13 protein-coding genes are annotated in these 17,932 nt (G+C 38.2%); 2 read left to right on the plus strand and 11 right to left on the minus strand.

The genetic code is table 11. The annotated features are described in order from the left end of the window. Window positions 1-48: 48 nt before the first annotated feature. The 10 genes from FW754_RS00690 to FW754_RS00735 all read right to left on the minus strand — a co-directional run bounded on the left by FW754_RS00690 (window position 49) and on the right by FW754_RS00735 (window position 11,634). Window positions 49-1,452 (minus strand): AAA family ATPase, encoded by a 1,404-nt coding sequence (locus tag FW754_RS00690; protein WP_446323583.1) that lies wholly within the window; start codon window positions 1,450-1,452, stop codon window positions 49-51. A gap of 43 nt (window positions 1,453-1,495) precedes the next feature. Beyond that, a complete protein-coding gene (locus FW754_RS00695; protein WP_446323584.1) occupies window positions 1,496-2,989 on the minus strand; it encodes a UvrD-helicase domain-containing protein in 1,494 nt (497 codons plus the stop codon). Between the two features lie 205 nt (window positions 2,990-3,194). Further along, window positions 3,195-3,977 carry a bifunctional phosphoribosyl-AMP cyclohydrolase/phosphoribosyl-ATP diphosphatase HisIE gene (gene hisIE / locus FW754_RS00700; RefSeq protein WP_446323585.1) on the minus strand — a complete coding sequence of 261 codons (783 nt, stop codon included), beginning with the start codon at window positions 3,975-3,977 and terminating at the stop codon, window positions 3,195-3,197. A gap of 147 nt (window positions 3,978-4,124) precedes the next feature. After that, on the minus strand, window positions 4,125-4,622 hold the full coding sequence (locus FW754_RS00705; protein ID WP_446323586.1) for a hypothetical protein: 498 nt from the start codon (window positions 4,620-4,622) through the stop codon (window positions 4,125-4,127). Next, window positions 4,615-5,904 carry an FAD-dependent oxidoreductase gene (locus FW754_RS00710; RefSeq protein ID WP_446323587.1) on the minus strand — a complete coding sequence of 430 codons (1,290 nt, stop codon included), beginning with the start codon at window positions 5,902-5,904 and terminating at the stop codon, window positions 4,615-4,617. Before FW754_RS00710 ends, FW754_RS00705 begins: the two co-directional genes overlap by 8 nt. Before the next feature lie 125 nt (window positions 5,905-6,029). Next, window positions 6,030-7,112 (minus strand): patatin-like phospholipase family protein, encoded by a 1,083-nt coding sequence (locus FW754_RS00715; protein WP_446323588.1) that lies wholly within the window; start codon window positions 7,110-7,112, stop codon window positions 6,030-6,032. Between the two features lie 387 nt (window positions 7,113-7,499). Continuing rightward, window positions 7,500-9,119, minus strand: coding sequence for an ABC1 kinase family protein (locus tag FW754_RS00720; RefSeq protein ID WP_446323589.1), 1,620 nt, complete (start codon window positions 9,117-9,119; stop codon window positions 7,500-7,502). A gap of 8 nt (window positions 9,120-9,127) precedes the next feature. Next, window positions 9,128-9,793 carry a ubiquinone biosynthesis accessory factor UbiJ gene (locus tag FW754_RS00725; protein ID WP_446323590.1) on the minus strand — a complete coding sequence of 222 codons (666 nt, stop codon included), beginning with the start codon at window positions 9,791-9,793 and terminating at the stop codon, window positions 9,128-9,130. 36 nt (window positions 9,794-9,829) lie between these two features. Further along, window positions 9,830-10,774, minus strand: a complete 945-nt coding sequence (gene ubiE / locus FW754_RS00730) for a bifunctional demethylmenaquinone methyltransferase/2-methoxy-6-polyprenyl-1,4-benzoquinol methylase UbiE (RefSeq protein ID WP_409509910.1) — start codon at window positions 10,772-10,774, stop codon at window positions 9,830-9,832. A gap of 155 nt (window positions 10,775-10,929) precedes the next feature. Beyond that, window positions 10,930-11,634: an FFLEELY motif protein gene (locus tag FW754_RS00735; protein ID WP_419345822.1), complete on the minus strand. Its 705-nt coding sequence runs from the start codon at window positions 11,632-11,634 to the stop codon at window positions 10,930-10,932. A gap of 195 nt (window positions 11,635-11,829) precedes the next feature. Between FW754_RS00735 and pap the strand changes: the two genes are divergently transcribed. Continuing rightward, complete coding sequence (gene pap, locus FW754_RS00740) at window positions 11,830-13,248, plus strand: polyphosphate:AMP phosphotransferase (RefSeq protein WP_446323591.1); 1,419 nt, start codon at window positions 11,830-11,832, stop codon at window positions 13,246-13,248. A 195-nt stretch (window positions 13,249-13,443) separates the two neighbouring features. Here pap and FW754_RS00745 read toward each other — a convergent pair whose 3' ends face one another. Then, window positions 13,444-13,956, minus strand: a complete 513-nt coding sequence (locus FW754_RS00745) for a hypothetical protein (RefSeq protein ID WP_409509913.1) — start codon at window positions 13,954-13,956, stop codon at window positions 13,444-13,446. A 185-nt stretch (window positions 13,957-14,141) separates the two neighbouring features. On the opposite strand from FW754_RS00745, the gene FW754_RS00750 reads away from it, so the two are divergent. Further along, window positions 14,142-17,927: an exodeoxyribonuclease V subunit gamma gene (locus tag FW754_RS00750; RefSeq protein WP_446323592.1), complete on the plus strand. Its 3,786-nt coding sequence runs from the start codon at window positions 14,142-14,144 to the stop codon at window positions 17,925-17,927. Window positions 17,928-17,932 lie beyond the last annotated feature (5 nt).

Below are 17,932 nucleotides of genomic sequence, written 5' to 3' on the forward strand. Positions count from 1 at the left end.
TCGTTTAAATCATCATTGACATGGAGATATATATGCAAATACTTAGATTTAATTCAAAGGCTGATGTGGCGTAGGATCATGATCTGCTCGCAGTAAGGTCAATAAAGCCAGTTTTTCTTCAGGATTCATGCTTTGAATTTTCTGAAAAAAGTCAGTCACATTATGTTCAGATGTATTGATCTCTATATTTTCTAAAGTAGATTCAGTTTCTATGTTTTGGTCGGAAGTAGAATGATTTGAGAGTAAATCCGCATAGATTTGTTGAAAATTTTGCTGCTGATTGTCAAATTGAATCTGTGAGATGGTTTTATCTTGAAGCAAGAAGCATTGATATTGTTCTGCGGTTTCAAGTAAAGCATTGCGTTGACTCGTTACAATAATTTGTACACGCGGAAATGCATGATGTAAACGTTCTAATACACCTAAACTATATGAATCATCAAGTTGGGCATCCAACTCATCAATCATTAAAATGCCATCACCTTCTATGCAAGGGTAAAGACTCAGTGGATTGAGTAAACACATACGGCGAACAATATCACCTAGCATAGCAACTAAATTTTTAAAGGAATTGGACAGTTGCACAAATTGAATGGTTTGCCCTTTGTAGACCACCATCAATTGTAGACGAGGTTGGTATTCAATAAAAAGATCAGTAATGTCGGGAATAACGGTTTGTAGTGTGGTGCGGAGTGCCGTTAAGGCAGGGGTATGCATTTGGGTGCTAGCATGTAGAAGTGCATCTGCCAATAGACTAGTATCAGGAGGTGTTGATGTCAGTTTACTTTGCTTACGATCTGCTAAAATTTGTTGAAAGACTTGCGTTGTTTGGGCATTTTCCACATCACTGATCTCTCTTAACCATTCAAAAAAACGAGTAAATGTAGTAAAAGGCAATGGAACAGCCTCATAGGCAGTTGCCGATTGGAACACATGAGGATTGTTTTTATTTAATAAACTAATTTCATTAACAAAGCGTTCAGTTGGATAAAATGCAACAAGGGGTAAACCTTGCATAGGGTCTTGTTTAATCGCTTTTATATACTTTGCAGTCAGTTGTTCGAGTTGTTCAACTTCGACTTTACTGATACCAACACCCGTTGCATTTAATGTTTTATACAGCTCCCATTGGCAACGAAAAGTATTAATACTACGTGCATCGGCACTTTCACTGAGTGGTCCAATTTCAGTAGGAACATCAACTTCAATCTCAATCTTAGATTGCACACGTTTGTACATAATATCTTGATCGGGCATGACAATGCCGGGACTGCGTAAATCTTTGAAGCGTGCAGGAAACCATGACAAGGCATGAAACATATTTTTAAGTAGCGTGGTTTTTCCTGAAGCTTGTTCACCAATAATCAGGGTCACAGATTGATTAGGATTAAATTCAACTTTCAGATCAGAAAAATGACAGGCATGTCTGAGACGAATGGCATGAATTTTCATGGTATACCTTTAAATTTTGACGACTGAATTGTTCTGCCAAAATTTAGGCAGACGCTTTATTATTAATTTGTGGTCTGATTTTGAGTTGTTGAACCAGATCGTAGATATGATGAATGTTTAAGCTTACTTTAGCACGCGTACAGGCAACGTATAATAATCGTAATTCTTCATCACTGATTTTATGTTCTAAGCCATTTATTTTAAATTGATAATCATCTTCGATATGTACTCGATTCCATTCTAAACCTTTGGCTTTATGTGCTGTAGAAATGACGTAGTCGGCTTGTTCAATGGGCGTAATTTTGGCTAGGGCTTTTTTTAGTGGTTCAGTACCGTGATCATCGACTAGCTTTACTAAAGGTTTAATATCACTACCATCATTGGTTTCACAGTATTCATGTACATCATGCCAAGAATTAAACCATGCAAGTTCAGGAACATCCGTTGCACGCTTGCCTTGTTTGAGCATGCTTGCTGCATCAACAAAACGGTTTAATCGTGCGTGGTCGGCTTGTAAACTGACTTTATCTCCCTGAACTAAACCTGAAAGCAAAAGCTCCATTGCACGTGCGTTGGTACGGCATAAAATGGCATCACGCATTTTGGTATGTGGTTTATTGACCACACTTGATTTTGCGTCAGGATTACCAATTAACGGCACAGTTTCATTCAGCGCACCAAGTAGTAAATTTGCAACATCAGCAATAGGTTCACCAAAACGGAATGAAGTCGTGAGCCGTGTTGAAGGCAAAGGCATTTGTTGCATGGCATTGACCGCACCACGCCATGCATAAATTTGTTGATGTGCATCACCAACATAGATTACTTGAGTATTACGCTGACGCAGTAAAATTCCAAGCATAAGCGGATCTGCATCTTGCGCTTCATCGAACAGCACATAATCGGCAGGAATATACGGATCGGAAAGTGCCCATAGTTTTAGATAAATATCATGTCCAATACCAGCTTGATGATTCTGATCAATAGACTCTAGCCAACGGCGCTCGACTGAAGGATATAAATGTTTTTGTAATGACTCAACATCATCGGTATGTAGCCAACTTGGCGCTTGAATGTGTCGAGGGGCAGGGTATTGTGAACTTGTCGAACAAAAATAGCTGACGGCGTTGGCAACCAAGCTCGCAAGACGACTTGGCATGAGTGTGTAACGTTCGTAACGTCCACCCATTAAACGACGAAGTGTGATTGGCTCTATACGATATTCTTTAGCAAGAAAGCCTGGACTTAAACGAGGCAAGCGAAGTTTATCGGTCACACCACGAGGCACGCTACGAAATGCGAGTGAGTGAAACGTTCGACAGTCTACGCCACGATGAAATTTATTTTGTGCTTCAGATGCAATCGCTTTGTTAAAAGCTAAATACATGCCACGGCGATGCTGCATAGCATCACTGATCAATTGTAATGTTGTCGTTTTACCCGTGCCTGCATAAGCAATCACTTTAAATGATTGACCTTTTTGCGCTTCTTCAATGGCAAAGTTTTGTTCTGTCGTGGGCTTTAATAGGTCTGACACAGTGGCTAAAATCTACACAAAAATAAAAATCAAGAGATTGAGTATAGCAAAGAACAGTCCGAATAAGCGTACATTCAATCGGGAAGATCATGTTCGAAAAGCTGAGTAAATGTTGGTTCTGAGATAAGTCATGGATAATAAAAAAGCTCATGTAGTACATGAGCTTTTGAATTTAAACATTATCTTTGCTTATTGAAATGAATAATTAGTGATCACGCTTGGCTTTTTCAACTAATCCTGATAAACCTTGACGGCGTGCCAATTCATTGAGAACCAATTGAATATCAAGGTCGAAATAACCCAGCATTACAATGGTATGGAACCATAAGTCTGCCACTTCATAGATTAAATCATTTTTATTATCTTCATTGGCTACGGCTTTAAAATCTTTAGCTGCAATAATGGTTTCAATGCTTTCTTCACCAATTTTTTCTAGAATTTTGTTTAAACCTTTGTCGTAAAGCTTCGCGACATATGAAGAGTCAGGATCAGCCGCTTTACGCTCTGCCATCATTTTTCCTAAATAATCGAGGACTTCGACTTGTTCGGATTGGGCATTTGATGCATTCATTGCCAATGTGTGTGGATTTACCGATTTTTCACCATAGATTGCGTTTGGATCTTTCAGTTGAGCATCGACAATTTCCCAGCCATTTGGTGTGAGCTTACGATAGAAACAAGACTCACGACCTGTATGGCAGGCTATTCCGCCTTCTTGTTCAATTTGTAGGACGATCACATCTGCATCGCAGTCTAAACGAATTTCGTAAACTGTTTGAAAATGCCCAGATTCTTCACCTTTGAACCAAAGTTTACTACGTGAACGTGAGAAATATACCCCACGCATTTTATCTGCAGTGAGTTGTAACGCTTCACGGTTCATCCATGCCACCATCAAAATACGACCTGTAAGATGATGTTGTGCAATAGCAGGAATAAGTCCTTGTTCGTTAAATTTTACTTCATCGAGCCATTGCAAGTTGTTCATAGGATTTCACCAAGTTATTAAGTTTTAAGATGCTACGTGCTGATGTTTTTGAATCAGCATAGAGGATAATAGTTTACGTGATTTGAAATGGTTTGCGGAAAATCTTAAAAATTATTTATCGTTAGGAATCCACGAAACATAACCTTGCTAATGCTTTTTAACAAACTCAACAATAAATTCTTTTTGAGCATCATTAAAAACGTGGTTGTCTTTTTCCCATTGTGATTCCAATCTAAAAATGAACGAATCCATATAGGTTTTATTCTTATCTGTGGTCAGGAAATGATAAACAGCAGAAGGAAAAAAGAATTTATAGCTTCCAGAATTTAAAAAACTGCGACTATTTCCAAAATAATATAAATATTTATAACTTACATCTTTCCATGTCTTAATACTTTCAAGTGGTCTAGTGCGTGAACGAGTAGCATCTAAACCTGCTTGTAAGTAAAATTTTGACCAATCGAAGCCCCATTCAAGAAGTAAGCCTTCTGCGGACATGTCTATTGCCGATAAATAATCATCATCAATTTGGTCAAAATAACAATAATGAGTATTGTAGAAATCGCATTCTAGTAGAGAGCGATTATCTCCTAATTGGAAAGGTGGGAAAATATTTTCGAGAGATTCTTTAGTAATTTCAAACATCGCCGTTCCGTTTGTTTTTCACAATCTGCTCATACTGCATCTGACTCAACATGCCAGATTTTAAACCTGAAACAGTCAGCGCCATTTCTTTGCGGAAATAGGGAATACGGTACATCCACGAAAAAGTTAAATCACGAAAAGCACCCGCCCACCACAAATCAGATTGATAGAGTGGAGTTAGTAAACGACTTAAAAACTGATAAAAAGCAGTCGAACTTTGACGATGTTGATGATAAGTTTGCCAAAGTTTCACATGATCAATTGAATTATTATTTTTTGATATTTCTACAGCTTGCCCCAACGCCCAAGCATCAAGGAGTGCCATATTTGCACCTTGCCCAAGTTGTGGACTCATGGCATGTGCAGCATCGCCCAGCACACCAATGCGACCTTCGCCAAACTTAGACATCACCACATCACGATAATTTGCAGCAAACCATTGTTGTTTTTCTTCGGGATTGGCAATGACTTGCTCCAGCCATTCAGCAGCAGGCTTCCAACGCTTAGATACTACTTTTAACCAATCAGAACGTGATTGATTATCCTGTAAAAAATTTCCTAATTGATCTGTTGGCATGCTCCAAAAGACACTTGAAAGCCTCTGATTATGAGCTGTAGGAGTTGCACCCGTTGGGAGAATACCCATCATAATTTTAGATTTATCATAAAACTGATGCAGAATTTTTGCTTCGAGTGTTAAACATTCAGGAACAATTGTCCATTTTGCACCCCAAGGATAAGGCTTATCAATCTTCACCCAAGCCTTAGGACGTAGCTCGCTACGTGCGCCATTTGCAATAATCACTGTATCGAAAACAGCATCAAAAGGTTGATCATCCACAGCGCCATAGATTCTTATTTCATTGGTAGATTCTTCAAGTCGTTGAATATCTGTATTCATTTGCCATGTAATCAATTCTGAATATTCATGGAATTTATTTTCTAACACATGACATAAGCTTGCACGATGAATGCCTAGACCGTAAAAATCTGGGTGTGCTTGAGTATAGTGACTATTAACAATTTTAAAACCATTGGCAAGTTGTCCTTCTAATCCTGTGACGATTGCACCTAGTTTAAGTGCTTCATCGAGTACGCCTAAATGTTCAAATACAGCAAGCCCAGAAGGTTGTAGCAGTAGACCTGCACCGACAGGTTCGAGTTCGTTTACTTTTTCAAAAAGGGTGACGTGAATATTTTGTCGAGCCAATAATATTGCAGTTGAAAGTCCTGCTGTACCTGCACCAATGATGGCAAATTTTGGAATTTTAGATGTTGGCATTATTGGTTTTAGTCTTTTTAATTGTTTTAAATTTAACAAAATAGAGGAAATAGGCAAGATAAAACTTGGTTAGCGTTTTATTAATCTCCCTAATTCCCTCTTTAAAAAGAGGGAATTTTTTAAGTTTATAAACGTTGCATTACTTCCGCAAAATTCTGTTTTTCTATCAACTCTAAAAATTCATCGCCCAATCTTTGGCTTTCTGCAACAGATTGTCGCCATAATTTTTTACGTTCACTGCCTGATAAGCCTTTTAATACAAAATCTTTACGATCAGGCAACCGTCCTAAAGGTAAGGATTGTAAATATTCTTGAGATGGCGAAATCAGTAAAGTTCTTGCTTGATTTTTAGGGTTGGCTTTACGTGATTTAAACATTTTATCGAACCAACCCGGTGTGATGCTGTCGGTGAAATGAGGATATAAAACAATACCTTTACTCTCAAATGGTAGGTCGATGTGATAGTCAATCAAACCACCATCACGATATGCACCTTCAGGAGCATCGGCAATATTTTTCACTGCAGGCGTTACACCTGGAATTGAACCCGAAGCCATGAGCCAATCGGCAACATTATCCTGATTAAAATTCATATAATGAGTTTTAAAAGCATCATCCCGAATTTTAAATTGTGGAAAATCTGTAGGCTGACAAATCACACGCTGCATAAATTTATTTAAGTGATCACGAGAAATCGCATTACTACCAATAATTCCAAGTAAAGAGCTATATAATGCAAGTTTTTGATCACTTTGAAATAAATGTTCGGCTTTTGCTGCAATGATGGCTAAATGATAGTCAGGATGAGTGACTAATTTATCAGGTTGATCACCTAAAACTCCATGAAGCATGTCTCTTGAAATTTTTTCGATATCGGCGATTTTCATACCTTTTTTAAATGGTAAATTGATATACAACTCAGCCAATTTTTCAGGTCCGAGTTTTTCACCTTGCGCCACAATTCCTGCAAAACGCCATGCACCAACAGATGAACCAATTAAAAAACGTCTTTGTTTGGCTTGAGGGAGAAATTCCCCAAAAATAGCTTGGTCTAAACCTGTCAGCCCGATGCCTTTGGGACCACCTGCTGCACCTGGAATCATATCCACTTGCTGTGCATGAAGACCTTCTTTTTCGATCAGTTGTTTGGCGAGCGAGCCAGCTTGGATTTTAAGTGATGATGGTTTTCGGTAGAGAATTTGGGTCATGGTGATGTTCGCTCAAACAGATGGCTATATTTTAGAAAATAGTCATGACAGGGCAATGGCGAGAGGTATCAGTAGATGACTTTTGAGTCATTGGATACTTTATTCAAGGTTTTGAAAATAAGTATTCCTTAATTTTTAAGAAATTGGAAAAACTGAGAATTGCTATTCAAATTTATATTGAGAATTCCTTCCCCCCAAAGGGAGAAGGTTAGGATGAGAGGAGTTTAAATAAGAACTTCTCCCTTACATAGCAGTTCTACTCATCTCTAAAGTTAAATTTTGTACAAGTACGTCATTTAGATTGGGAGTGTAAAATCCCTAATATGGAAAAACCACACCAAATTTGATGTGGTTTTTAAGGTAGTTCAATTATTTAAGGTGATTTAATTACTTCGCAATCCGCCAAATCGCTAAAACACTTGCCAGCACAATTAATACGATAGATACATACCACGGCGCAATAATTGCAATAGACAATAAAATCGCCATGATACTGCCGAACATCCAACTCCGTTTTTGTTGATGCTCAACTTCCAAACGCATCATTTGCAATTCATGTAGTTGCTTTGAATGCCAAGCAGATTGATTTTTCAAACCATTTAGACTATCAATCATTAGCATTGGTAAATCTTGCGCACCTAAAAGTAAATCAGGGATTTTTTGTCCTAATTCTTTCAGGTTTTTCTGAGGGTTCATTTGTGCTTTAACCCATTCAGTCAGAATCGGTTTTGCTGTACTCCAAATGTCCAAATCAGGATACAAGTCTGTTCCCAAACCTTCTACGTGCACCAATGTTTTGAGTAATAACATCAATTGCGGTGGAATTTCTAAATGAAAGCGACGTGCAATATCCATGACTTGAATCAAAATGCCTGCAAAGTCCAATTCGTGCATCGGCTTGGATACCATTGGTCCGACAGTGCGACGCATTTCACGCGCTAAAGCATCTTGATCAGTCCCCGGTGGAATCCAACCTGCTTGATGCACGATTTGAATCAACTGCATGAAATCACTGTTCATTACAGCAAGTAACATGCGAGCAACGGTCATCTGATCTGATTTAGACAACTCACCCATAATTGCACAATCGAGTGCAATATAACGAGGACTACTTGGATTTAATGTTTCAACAAAGACATTTCCTGGATGCATGTCAGCATGGAAAAAGTTGTCACGGAACACTTGGGTAAAGAAAATTGTTAAACCTTTTTCAGCTAGATCTTTACGATCCATGCCCAATCTATCAAAGGTTTCAGTATCTGAAATTGGTACACCTGTGATGCGTTCTGCCACCATCACATCTTTGCTATCCATATACACTTCAGGCACATACATCATACTTGAACCTGTGAAGTAATGGCGCATACGGCGTGTATTTTCAGCTTCTAAAGTCAAATCGAGTTCATTCAAAATGACTTGACGATAGTTCTCAATAATTTCTGAAATATGCACAGCACGAGCAGCTTCAAGACGCTTTTCTAGACTTGCACCAAGCCATCTTAAAATTTCAAAATCTTGTAAAATTTGACTGCGAATGTCAGGTCGAGTGACTTTGACAACTACTTCACGACCATCATGGAGGGCAGCCGTGTGTACCTGTGCAATTGATGCTGCTGCTAAAGGCTGTTCGTCAAAACGGGAAAATAGCGTTGAAATATTGGTTTTTAGAGATTGTTCAATACGCGTTTTCGCAACATCATTATCAAAAGGTTTAACACGATCTTGTAATAAAACCAATTGTTGTAACATTTCTGGTGGAATCAAATCACGACGAGTTGAGAGTAATTGCCCCATTTTAATCGCGAGAGGTCCCATCTCTTCTAAAGCTTCTTTCAGCTTGAGAGGGTTCTTTTTCTCTTTGCTTGACCATGCAGCAGGGTGCATGCGAATTAATGCTAAGACATGACGCGCTTTTTCAGGTAACTCTTCCGCAGGAACCAGTGTATCGAGTCGATAGTGCGCGGCAATGCGCCAAAGTTCGAGTAAACGGCTGATGTGCGGAATCATAAATGGTCTTACCTAGATTGTTCAGAATTGAATTGATTTTGAAGTTGTTGAATTTTAGCTTCAAGTCGGTCAATATTTTGATTGAGTTGACGCGTATCTTGTTGTAGATCATCCATTTGCCAACGTGGCGCAAAAAGACCAGAATCTTCTTTTAGAAAATCTTCGACAAAGAAGGTATGACTTTGCACTGAACGTTTTAAATGTTTGGGTGCAAGCTGAATTTTGCCGATTTCATGTGCCAAAGCAGGACCAATCCACGGGCTTAAATGTGAAGCTAAATCAGGTTCAGTCTGTTGGATGATGTTTTGAATATCCTGCAAAAGATGATAATCACCTTCAAGCGGAATATTACCAATATCTTCAGCAACAAAGAGCTTCGCTAATTCAACAATACTTTTGACGTGTAAGGTTGCCGTTGCTTCAGCAATTGCAACAGTTTTGTCATAAGGGCGTTGTTCAAATATAGAAGGCGTATCGCTTTTACCTGTTACCGTTGGTTCAAAACGAACTTTATACTCATCAAAATAAACATCAACCGACAACTGTGGTGAGTCGATCACCACACGTAATAGTTTGCCTTGCAACTGATTGAATTGGATGCGAGTAATCGCATCCATATTGATCAACTGATTGATCAGTCGTTCAACTGCACCGAGTGCTAAAATTGACCACATAATGCAACCTTATTGTTAATCATCAAAATGTGAAAATCACAGTTTAAAACCACGGTGAACCGCAACGATACCACCTGTTAAATTGTGGTAGTCACAGTTTTGGAAGCCCGCATTTTCCATCATCCCTTTAAGGGTACGTTGGTCAGGGTGCATGCGAATTGATTCAGCTAAATATTTATAACTTTCAGCATCATTGGCAATGATTTTACCCATGATTGGCAATGCCGTGAATGAATACATATCGTAAAGTTTAGAGAATGGTTCAAACACAGGTTTAGAGAATTCTAAAATGAGTAAACGACCACCTGGCTTAAGTACACGATACATGGCTTGTAGTGCAGCATCTTTATCAGTCACATTACGTAGACCAAAACTGATGGTGAGTAAGTCAAAACTGTTGTCTGCAAATGGCTCTAAAGTTTCAGCATTTGCCAAAACGAAATCGACATTGGTACAGCCTGCATCAATCAGACGATCACGACCAACATTGAGCATCGATTCGTTAATATCAGATAAAACTACGTGACCTGTAGGACCAACTTCACGGCTAAATACTTTGGCTAAATCACCCGTACCGCCTGCGATATCAAGTACGTGTTGACCACGACGAACGCCTGACATATTGATTGCAAAGCGTTTCCATAAACGATGAATACCAAATGACATTAAGTCATTCATGATGTCGTATTTTGCTGCTACAGAGTGGAATACTTCGGCAACTTTTTGAGCTTTATCATCACTACTTACAGTCTGATAACCGAAGTGAGTGGTTGCACCGACATTGCCCGTGTTTGCGCCACGTGGCAGATTGTATTTAGGTACTGTACCTGAAACAGGTGTATCAACATGGGCTTGTTGTAAAGATTGTTGTTGCCCTTGTGGAGTACCTTGCGGTAATGGTTCAGTTAAAAAAGGACTCTGTTTGTCTGTATTGGTTGCCGACTCTACAGGTGCGGTTGGCTGTTGGTTTTCATTCGACACTTGAGTCACTCCTGAACACAAAAATGGGAAATCTGATCTTATTTTGCATAATGACAGATTCTGCAAAAATTTGCAGTCTTCTGCACGTAATTGTTATGAATAATATACAAAAACCGATCGAAAAGATCGGTATATATTGGATGTGATTTCAACATTTAATAAAATGGGTTGGGTTCGCCCGCATGAACTTTTTCAACAATTTCCCGTTCTTTTACCGTGAATGTATGAATAAAATTTGCAGCAGATTTCATAGGTTTCATTGCGATAAAACCCTCACCAATAAAGTCATACATCAATTCAAAACGATATTTATTTGCAGCACCTTTACACATTTTAAAAGCAGTGTGCATGATGAATGAACGCATATATTTATCGAGTGCGCCACCCAGGTCATCAAGTAAAGAGAGTTGATCTAAACGGGCGTCATATTGATCGAGTTTAATAAGTGTTTGACGCATCATTTCATTATCAATGACTTGATCTGCAGGATAATCTTTCAGAAGTTGTGCTGCGACTTGTTCATCAAGCTGCATGGCTAAAACAGCAAGTCCAACAGATTTTAAGCCTGTTTTAATGGCATTTTCAGGAATGATTTTTTCAGCTTTATGCGCGTATTTTAACAAGCGTTCAATTTGTACAGCTAAGTCATCAAACTCAGGACCACCATATAAACGATTAAGAAAATATTGTGCCATCAGAACATTTTCTTTTTGATTAAATAAGTCCTGATGCGTCATTTGAATACGGTTTTTTAACCATGTCTGTGCTTCATGTAAACGATTTTTTAATATAGGGTCGGTGTGGTAACTCAACTGCTGATATTGTTCTAAGAGTTGATCTAGTGCAGCAAGTTTAGACATATAAAGCTCGAAAATCTGTTTTGATCAAGAATAAAGGCAGTTTAACGGTATCTCTATGACAAAAAAACAAAACAATGCAGAAAAAATGCCATAAATATTGATTAATTTGAGCAAGGTATTGACTCTGTATAAAAAAAATCATGATGTAATCTGATCAGGTTATACTCAAATCAATATCAAAATATATGTGAAAAAATGATGAAAGAAGAATTAGATTTTGTTGTGCGTGATGAAGAAAGTTTATCGGTAGATTTGATTGAAGCTCAGTATGCTTTAAAAAATAGTCGTGATCAAAAAAATGGGAAAAGTTTAGTTATTTTGGTTAGTGGAATTGAATTAGCAGGTAAAGGTGAGGCGGTAAAACAGTTACGTGAATGGGTTGACCCTCGCTATTTGCGTGTTAAAGCGGATCCTGCACATCTATTTTCAGATAAACAAACTTTTTGGCAACCATATGTTCGTTTTATTCCTGCAGAAGGGCAGATCCAAGTCATGTTTGGCAATTGGTACAGCGATTTATTAGCGACCACGATGCACGTTTCACGTCCACTCGATGACACACTTTTTGATGCTTATGTCGATAGTATGCGTACTTATGAACAAGATTTGAAAAATAATCATGTCGAAGTCATTAAAGTTTGGTTTGATTTATCTTGGAAAAGTTTACAAAAACGTTTAGATGAAATGGATGCCTCAGAACAGCGTTGGCATAAGTTACATGGTTTAGATTGGCGTAATAAAAAACAATACGATACTGTACAAAAGTTACGTCAACAATTTACAAATGATTGGTTTGTTATTGATTGTGAAGATGAAACTGTACGTGATCAGCAATTTGCTCAACATATTTTACGTGCGCTAAAAGAGTTACCACGACATCGCACATCGGTACGGACGAAATGGAAACAAACAATCACACCTGAAGTTTTATTGAATCCTGCTCATGACATTTTATCGGCAGAAGATTATAAAACTGAGTTGAAAAAACTGACTAAAAAAGTTTCAGATGCACTAAGAAATGATCCTCGAAATATCGTCATTAGCTTTGAAGGCATGGATGCAGCGGGTAAAGGTGGTGCAATTAAGCGTATTGTGAAAAAACTTGATCCTCGTGAATATGATATTCATACCATTGCCGCCCCTGAAAAATATGAACTTCGCAGACCTTATTTATGGCGCTTTTGGACAAAAATTCAGCCTGAAGAAAAAATTACCATTTTTGATCGGAGTTGGTATGGACGGGTATTGGTCGAGCGTATTGAGGGTTTTGCAAATCCTGTGGAATGGCAACGTGCCTATGATGAAATCAATCGTTTTGAAAAAGATTTAACTGAAAATCAGCATGTGATGATTAAGTTTTGGTTAGCGATTTCAAAAGAGGAGCAAGAAGCTCGTTTTAAAGCCCGTGAGCAGACACCGCATAAGCGCTTTAAAATTACCCCAGAAGATTGGCGTAACCGTGGGCATTGGGATGAATATCTGAATGCAGCCGCAGATATGTTAGAGCGAACCAATACCGACTGCGCCCCTTGGCATGTGATTGCCACTAATGATAAATATTCGGCTCGTATTCAGGTGCTTAAGGCAATTTTAAAGCAGTTAAAAGCTGATTAATATCTTGAAAATCCGTGTACTTTTTGTGTCTATATGGTTTCTGGGGTAAGGAATTTAACTACTAACTAAGGGGGGAGAGTAGATGTAACCTCTCTTTAAGTGAAAAGAAAGGCACTTTGTTTTTTTTTTCAGTAAAATAGTAAAAAGCGGACTTATCATCCGCTTTTCTATTGTTTTAAAATATCTAAAATACGACTAAGAATACTTCACCACGCTCGCACTTTGCTTTTGCTGAATCCCTTTTGCTAACTTATAGCATTCATCTACATGAACTTCAGCGACTTTTTTCATCACAATATAACCTAAACTTGCCGCAATAATTGAACCGCCCAGTGGAATAAATTTAGTCACTTGCTTAGTAATGACTTTCGCAGCTAAATTGTTGAGCGATGCTTTTGCCGCAGTACGTGCGACCACTAAACCTGAAAACTCAAAACCACGTTTACGTAGCTCATTCCAATGCACTTTTTTAGTTTCAGGGTCATACACACTAATTTGCTCAGGTGCGAGTCCAAAACGTGCATTAATTTCAGGAATGAGTAAAGACAACATACCGATATCAATAATCACATCAAAAAAGGGGATAGGAATAACAGCAACACCTGCCGAAACGTAAGAACGTTTTTTAACAAGCTCTAAGCATTCTGTACGAATGTTTTCAAGGTTTAAATGTGGATCAATCGAGTCTGGAATTTTATCAATTTTCATAAAGTAATTACCTATTTATCAAGATTTTTATCATATTTCTACAGAAGCAGTGTGTAAGCTTGAAATTGTGAAGTTATGTACCAATAATGCAGTAAAAATGCCATAGTATGAAGTCGTTGTATAGAGGCGAATGTTTATGCTTTTGTGCATTTCAATAAATCATTAAAACAGACGGTTGAGGGACTATGGCGATTCATGTAATTCAAAGCCAACGTATAGATGTGCTTGTACAAGGGCTCTTACAAAATACGGCTCAACCCTCAAAAAATCCATTTACTGTTTTAAAAACCCAACATTTTATTGTACCGAGCCCTGCTGTGCAGGAGTGGCTGACACAAAAAATTTCAGAACAACAAGGTATTAGTGCCAATAATCAGTTTCATCATCGTATTCGTGGTTTTCAATGGTTTGCCTATCAACAAATATTAGAAAATAAAGACAAAGTCCGTAAAGCAAATATTCCTCGTCTGATTATGAAGTGGCGTATTTATCAAACGCTGAAAAATCATATTGATAGCGATGAAAACCAATTGCCTTTAGATCATCCATTGTTTGGCATTGTGAAACGGATTTATGATTCAGCTTCAGCACTTGAGCATGGCTTTAAAAAGCAACTGAAAAAACAAAGTATGTTGTATTGGGTGTCGGAGCAAGTATCAAAACTATTCGGCAATTACATGCTCTATAGAGGGGGATGTCAGAAAAATTGTGCAAATGAAGGTCATGAATGTACTTGTACAGGCAATTGGCTAGGTCAGTGGGGGCGTAATCAAGCTTTAAATTTAGAAAACCAATTTTTTAAAAAAGATGAAATCTCGGTATTTACGCTGAATCAGGCGGAAGAATTAGAAAGTTGGCAACGCTGGTTATGGCAACATACTTTTCATGATGATTTTATTGATATACACAGTATTGATACTGAATTTTGGGCGACTTTAGATGATGAGTTACAACGTCCACAGGCATTAAAAAAATTGCCGAGTCGGCTGACAGTGTTTACTTTATTGGATTTGCCACCGAGCCAATTACAATTTTTAAGACGACTTGGGCAGTATATTGATGTGGTGATTTTGCACTATAACCCATCACAAGAATATTGGGCAGATAGTGTCGATCCAAATTGGAAAAAACAATACGATTTACGAGTGAAAGAGCGTTTTATTGCCAAAAATCCAAAAGCAACAGATGTTGAGATCAATCAATTTTTCGAACAATTTACGCTTAACTTTAATGCTGAGACACGAGAATCTCGTCATCCATTACTGACACGGTTTGGTAAACAAGCTCGTGACCATTTTTCAATTTTATCCAATCTTTCTTCAGGTGAGGAAGGGCAGTGGGTCGATGCCTTTGTCGATGAAGAACCAATCAATTTGCTCACCAAACTTCAGTCCGATATTTTATATTTAGTTGAACCTGAAGAGCATGCGTATAGGATTGCACCGACTGATCATTCCATTCAAATCAATGTTTGTCATTCAGGATTACGTCAGCTTGAAGTTCTCAAAGATAAAATGATTCATTGGCTTGCCCAAGGCACAACAGAACAGCCTCGTAGACCTAGTGATATTTTAATTTTAGCACCTGATTTAAAACAGATAGAACCGCTCATTCGCAGTGTATTTCCACATATACCTAATCAGGGCAGTGTGTATTTACCTGTGAAAATTGCAGGCGTAACACAACTTGATGCAAGCAATGCATGGCGAGCTGTGTTAGGTCGTATGACTTTGGTTGATGGACGTTTCAGTGTTGAAGACTTTGCAGATTGGCTGAATTTAAATGCCACACAAATTCGTTATGAGTTAGATGTAAACAATACAGATCGCATGGTTGACTTACTAATTAGCGCAGGCTTTAAACGAGGTTTGGATGCAGCACATTTACAACGCAGTTTAAGTCAGGACGATCAAGATTTTCGTTTTACCTTTAAATATGCGCTAGATCGTTTGGCATTGGGTATCGCTATTCCTGAACATATTATTTTTGATGAAACGCTTAGTTATGCACAAGTGATGCCGAGTGATTTTGAACTGATTGCAAAACTGATTCAGATTTATCATGATTTTGATCATCGCCGTGATTGGATGATTGCGCATGAATTGGGTAAGAATACGACCATTCAATGTCATGTTGAAGCATGGTTGAATTTACTGATGAAAGAGCTTTCTGAATTTGAACAATCAGGTGTTGAAATTTTAAAATCAGTACGTGAAATTGTCAAAAAACAAGAACGTATGCTGACATTGGCATATCGAAATACACAAGATGAAACTGAGGCGAAAGAACTCAAACAGCTCTATCTACCTTTGCCTTATTTGCTTAATGAAATTGAAAATTTACTTGATGGGCAAATGGATCAAGCTTTGCCGACAGGTCAGATTACTTTTAGCCAAATTGGACAGATTCGTCCATTGCCTTACAAGCTCATTGTGATGTTGAACTTAGATGGTGGTAAATTTCCAAATCGAAGTGTGCATTTACCATTCGATTTAATGGAAATTTTAAAACCACAGTTGGGTGATCGTTCTCGTTTAGATGATGATCAAGGTGCATTTTTAGATGCCTTATTGTTGGCACAAGAAAATTTATGGCTGTTTTATAATGGCTTTGATGTCAGTGATGGCGAAGTACGTGATCCATCGAGTGTTTTACAAGAGTTGATCAACCATATTGCGTTTATTACAAAATCTGAGCGGACAGAAGCGAGCACTATAGAAAGTCTTGTTCAAGAAATAGCTATTCAAGAAACTCATACTCAAGCAGAATCTGATCAAGAAACTATTCAGCCTTATCAAATGATTAAACCGCAAGGCGTGGAGGTTGCTGAACAGGTACAATCGTTATATCAAATCCATACTTTACAACCATTTGATCTTAAAGGCTTTGAAACGGTTGAACAGCAAAGATATCGTGATCAGTGGTTTAACGTCGCACAGCAAATTCGTCAGGCTGAACAATTATCTGAGCGACAAGCATGGGCAAATGTCCCTTATCCAAGTTTAGACGAGCAAGAAAGCATTACGGTTTTGGATGCAGGACAATGGATTCAGGATATGACATTTCCTGCCCGTTTATATTTGAAAACCTTAGGCGTGGAAAATTTGCGTGCTCAAGATTTACCTGCATTGAATGAACCTTTAGTTTTAGATGGTTTAGCCAAATATCAAATTCGTGATTTCTTACAAAAACAAGATGTCCATGATCAGAATAACGGTGCAGATTCAGCATTATTACAAGACCAATTACCGATAGGGAAAGTTCAACACAGCGCATGGCAAATGAGTGTGGCGGAGCAAGATCGACTTAAAGATCGTTTATATCGGTATGCTGAAAAAGTGACTGAAACTACGCAACGTCAATGGACCGTTAAAGATGGTTTAGTGATGAATATTACCATTCCTAAACAAAACGAGTTGGAACGACAAGGACAGCATTGGGTCAGTTTAGATGCGTCAAGTGCCCGTGGAAAACGTCGTACTAAAGTTTGGTTGGAATATTTATTGTGGCTAAGTTATTTGGCTTTGGATGATGATCAATCACGAGTATTAAAAAGAATTGCGGTGTTTAGTGATGTCACTCTCATTAATGAAGGTTTGAGCTCCAAAGAGGCTGAAGCACATCTGTTGGCTTGGTTTAAAGCCTATGCTTATGGGCAGTCTGAACCTTTAGTTTTACCATCGGCACTCATGTTGAAGTTAGCTGAGGTGGGTAAAGAGCCAAAGTGGTCAGATGGTGATGTTGGAAATATGACGATGGAAAATTTTTCCGATTTACAAAATGAATGGACGAAAAGTGATGCCTTCTTACCTTACGATTTGACTGAAATGGAGTGGAGTCGTAAACATCGTGATTGGCAGTTTATTTTACAAGAACAAGATACAACAGCATTATTAAAACATGCGTGTGATCATTTCGCATATGCATTGTATAGCCCTATTTATCAGTATCAACAGGTTGCGGAGGAGTAATCATG

Source organism: Acinetobacter sp. 1207_04 (assembly GCF_052850415.1).

Excerpts from the sequence above, each read along its gene's own strand:
- FW754_RS00690 (WP_446323583.1), bottom strand. The coding sequence starts at position 1,452 with ATGAAAATTCATGCCATTCGTCTCAGACATGCCTGTCATTTTTCTGAT.
- hisIE (WP_446323585.1), bottom strand. The coding sequence starts at position 3,977 with ATGAACAACTTGCAATGGCTCGATGAAGTAAAATTTAACGAACAAGGA.
- FW754_RS00705 (WP_446323586.1), bottom strand. The coding sequence starts at position 4,622 with ATGTTTGAAATTACTAAAGAATCTCTCGAAAATATTTTCCCACCTTTC.
- FW754_RS00710 (WP_446323587.1), bottom strand. The coding sequence starts at position 5,904 with ATGCCAACATCTAAAATTCCAAAATTTGCCATCATTGGTGCAGGTACA.
- FW754_RS00715 (WP_446323588.1), bottom strand. The coding sequence starts at position 7,112 with ATGACCCAAATTCTCTACCGAAAACCATCATCACTTAAAATCCAAGCT.
- FW754_RS00720 (WP_446323589.1), bottom strand. The coding sequence starts at position 9,119 with ATGATTCCGCACATCAGCCGTTTACTCGAACTTTGGCGCATTGCCGCG.
- FW754_RS00725 (WP_446323590.1), bottom strand. The coding sequence starts at position 9,793 with ATGTGGTCAATTTTAGCACTCGGTGCAGTTGAACGACTGATCAATCAG.
- FW754_RS00735 (WP_419345822.1), bottom strand. The coding sequence starts at position 11,634 with ATGTCTAAACTTGCTGCACTAGATCAACTCTTAGAACAATATCAGCAG.
- pap (WP_446323591.1), top strand. The coding sequence starts at position 11,830 with ATGATGAAAGAAGAATTAGATTTTGTTGTGCGTGATGAAGAAAGTTTA.
- FW754_RS00745 (WP_409509913.1), bottom strand. The coding sequence starts at position 13,956 with ATGAAAATTGATAAAATTCCAGACTCGATTGATCCACATTTAAACCTT.
- FW754_RS00750 (WP_446323592.1), top strand. The coding sequence starts at position 14,142 with ATGGCGATTCATGTAATTCAAAGCCAACGTATAGATGTGCTTGTACAA.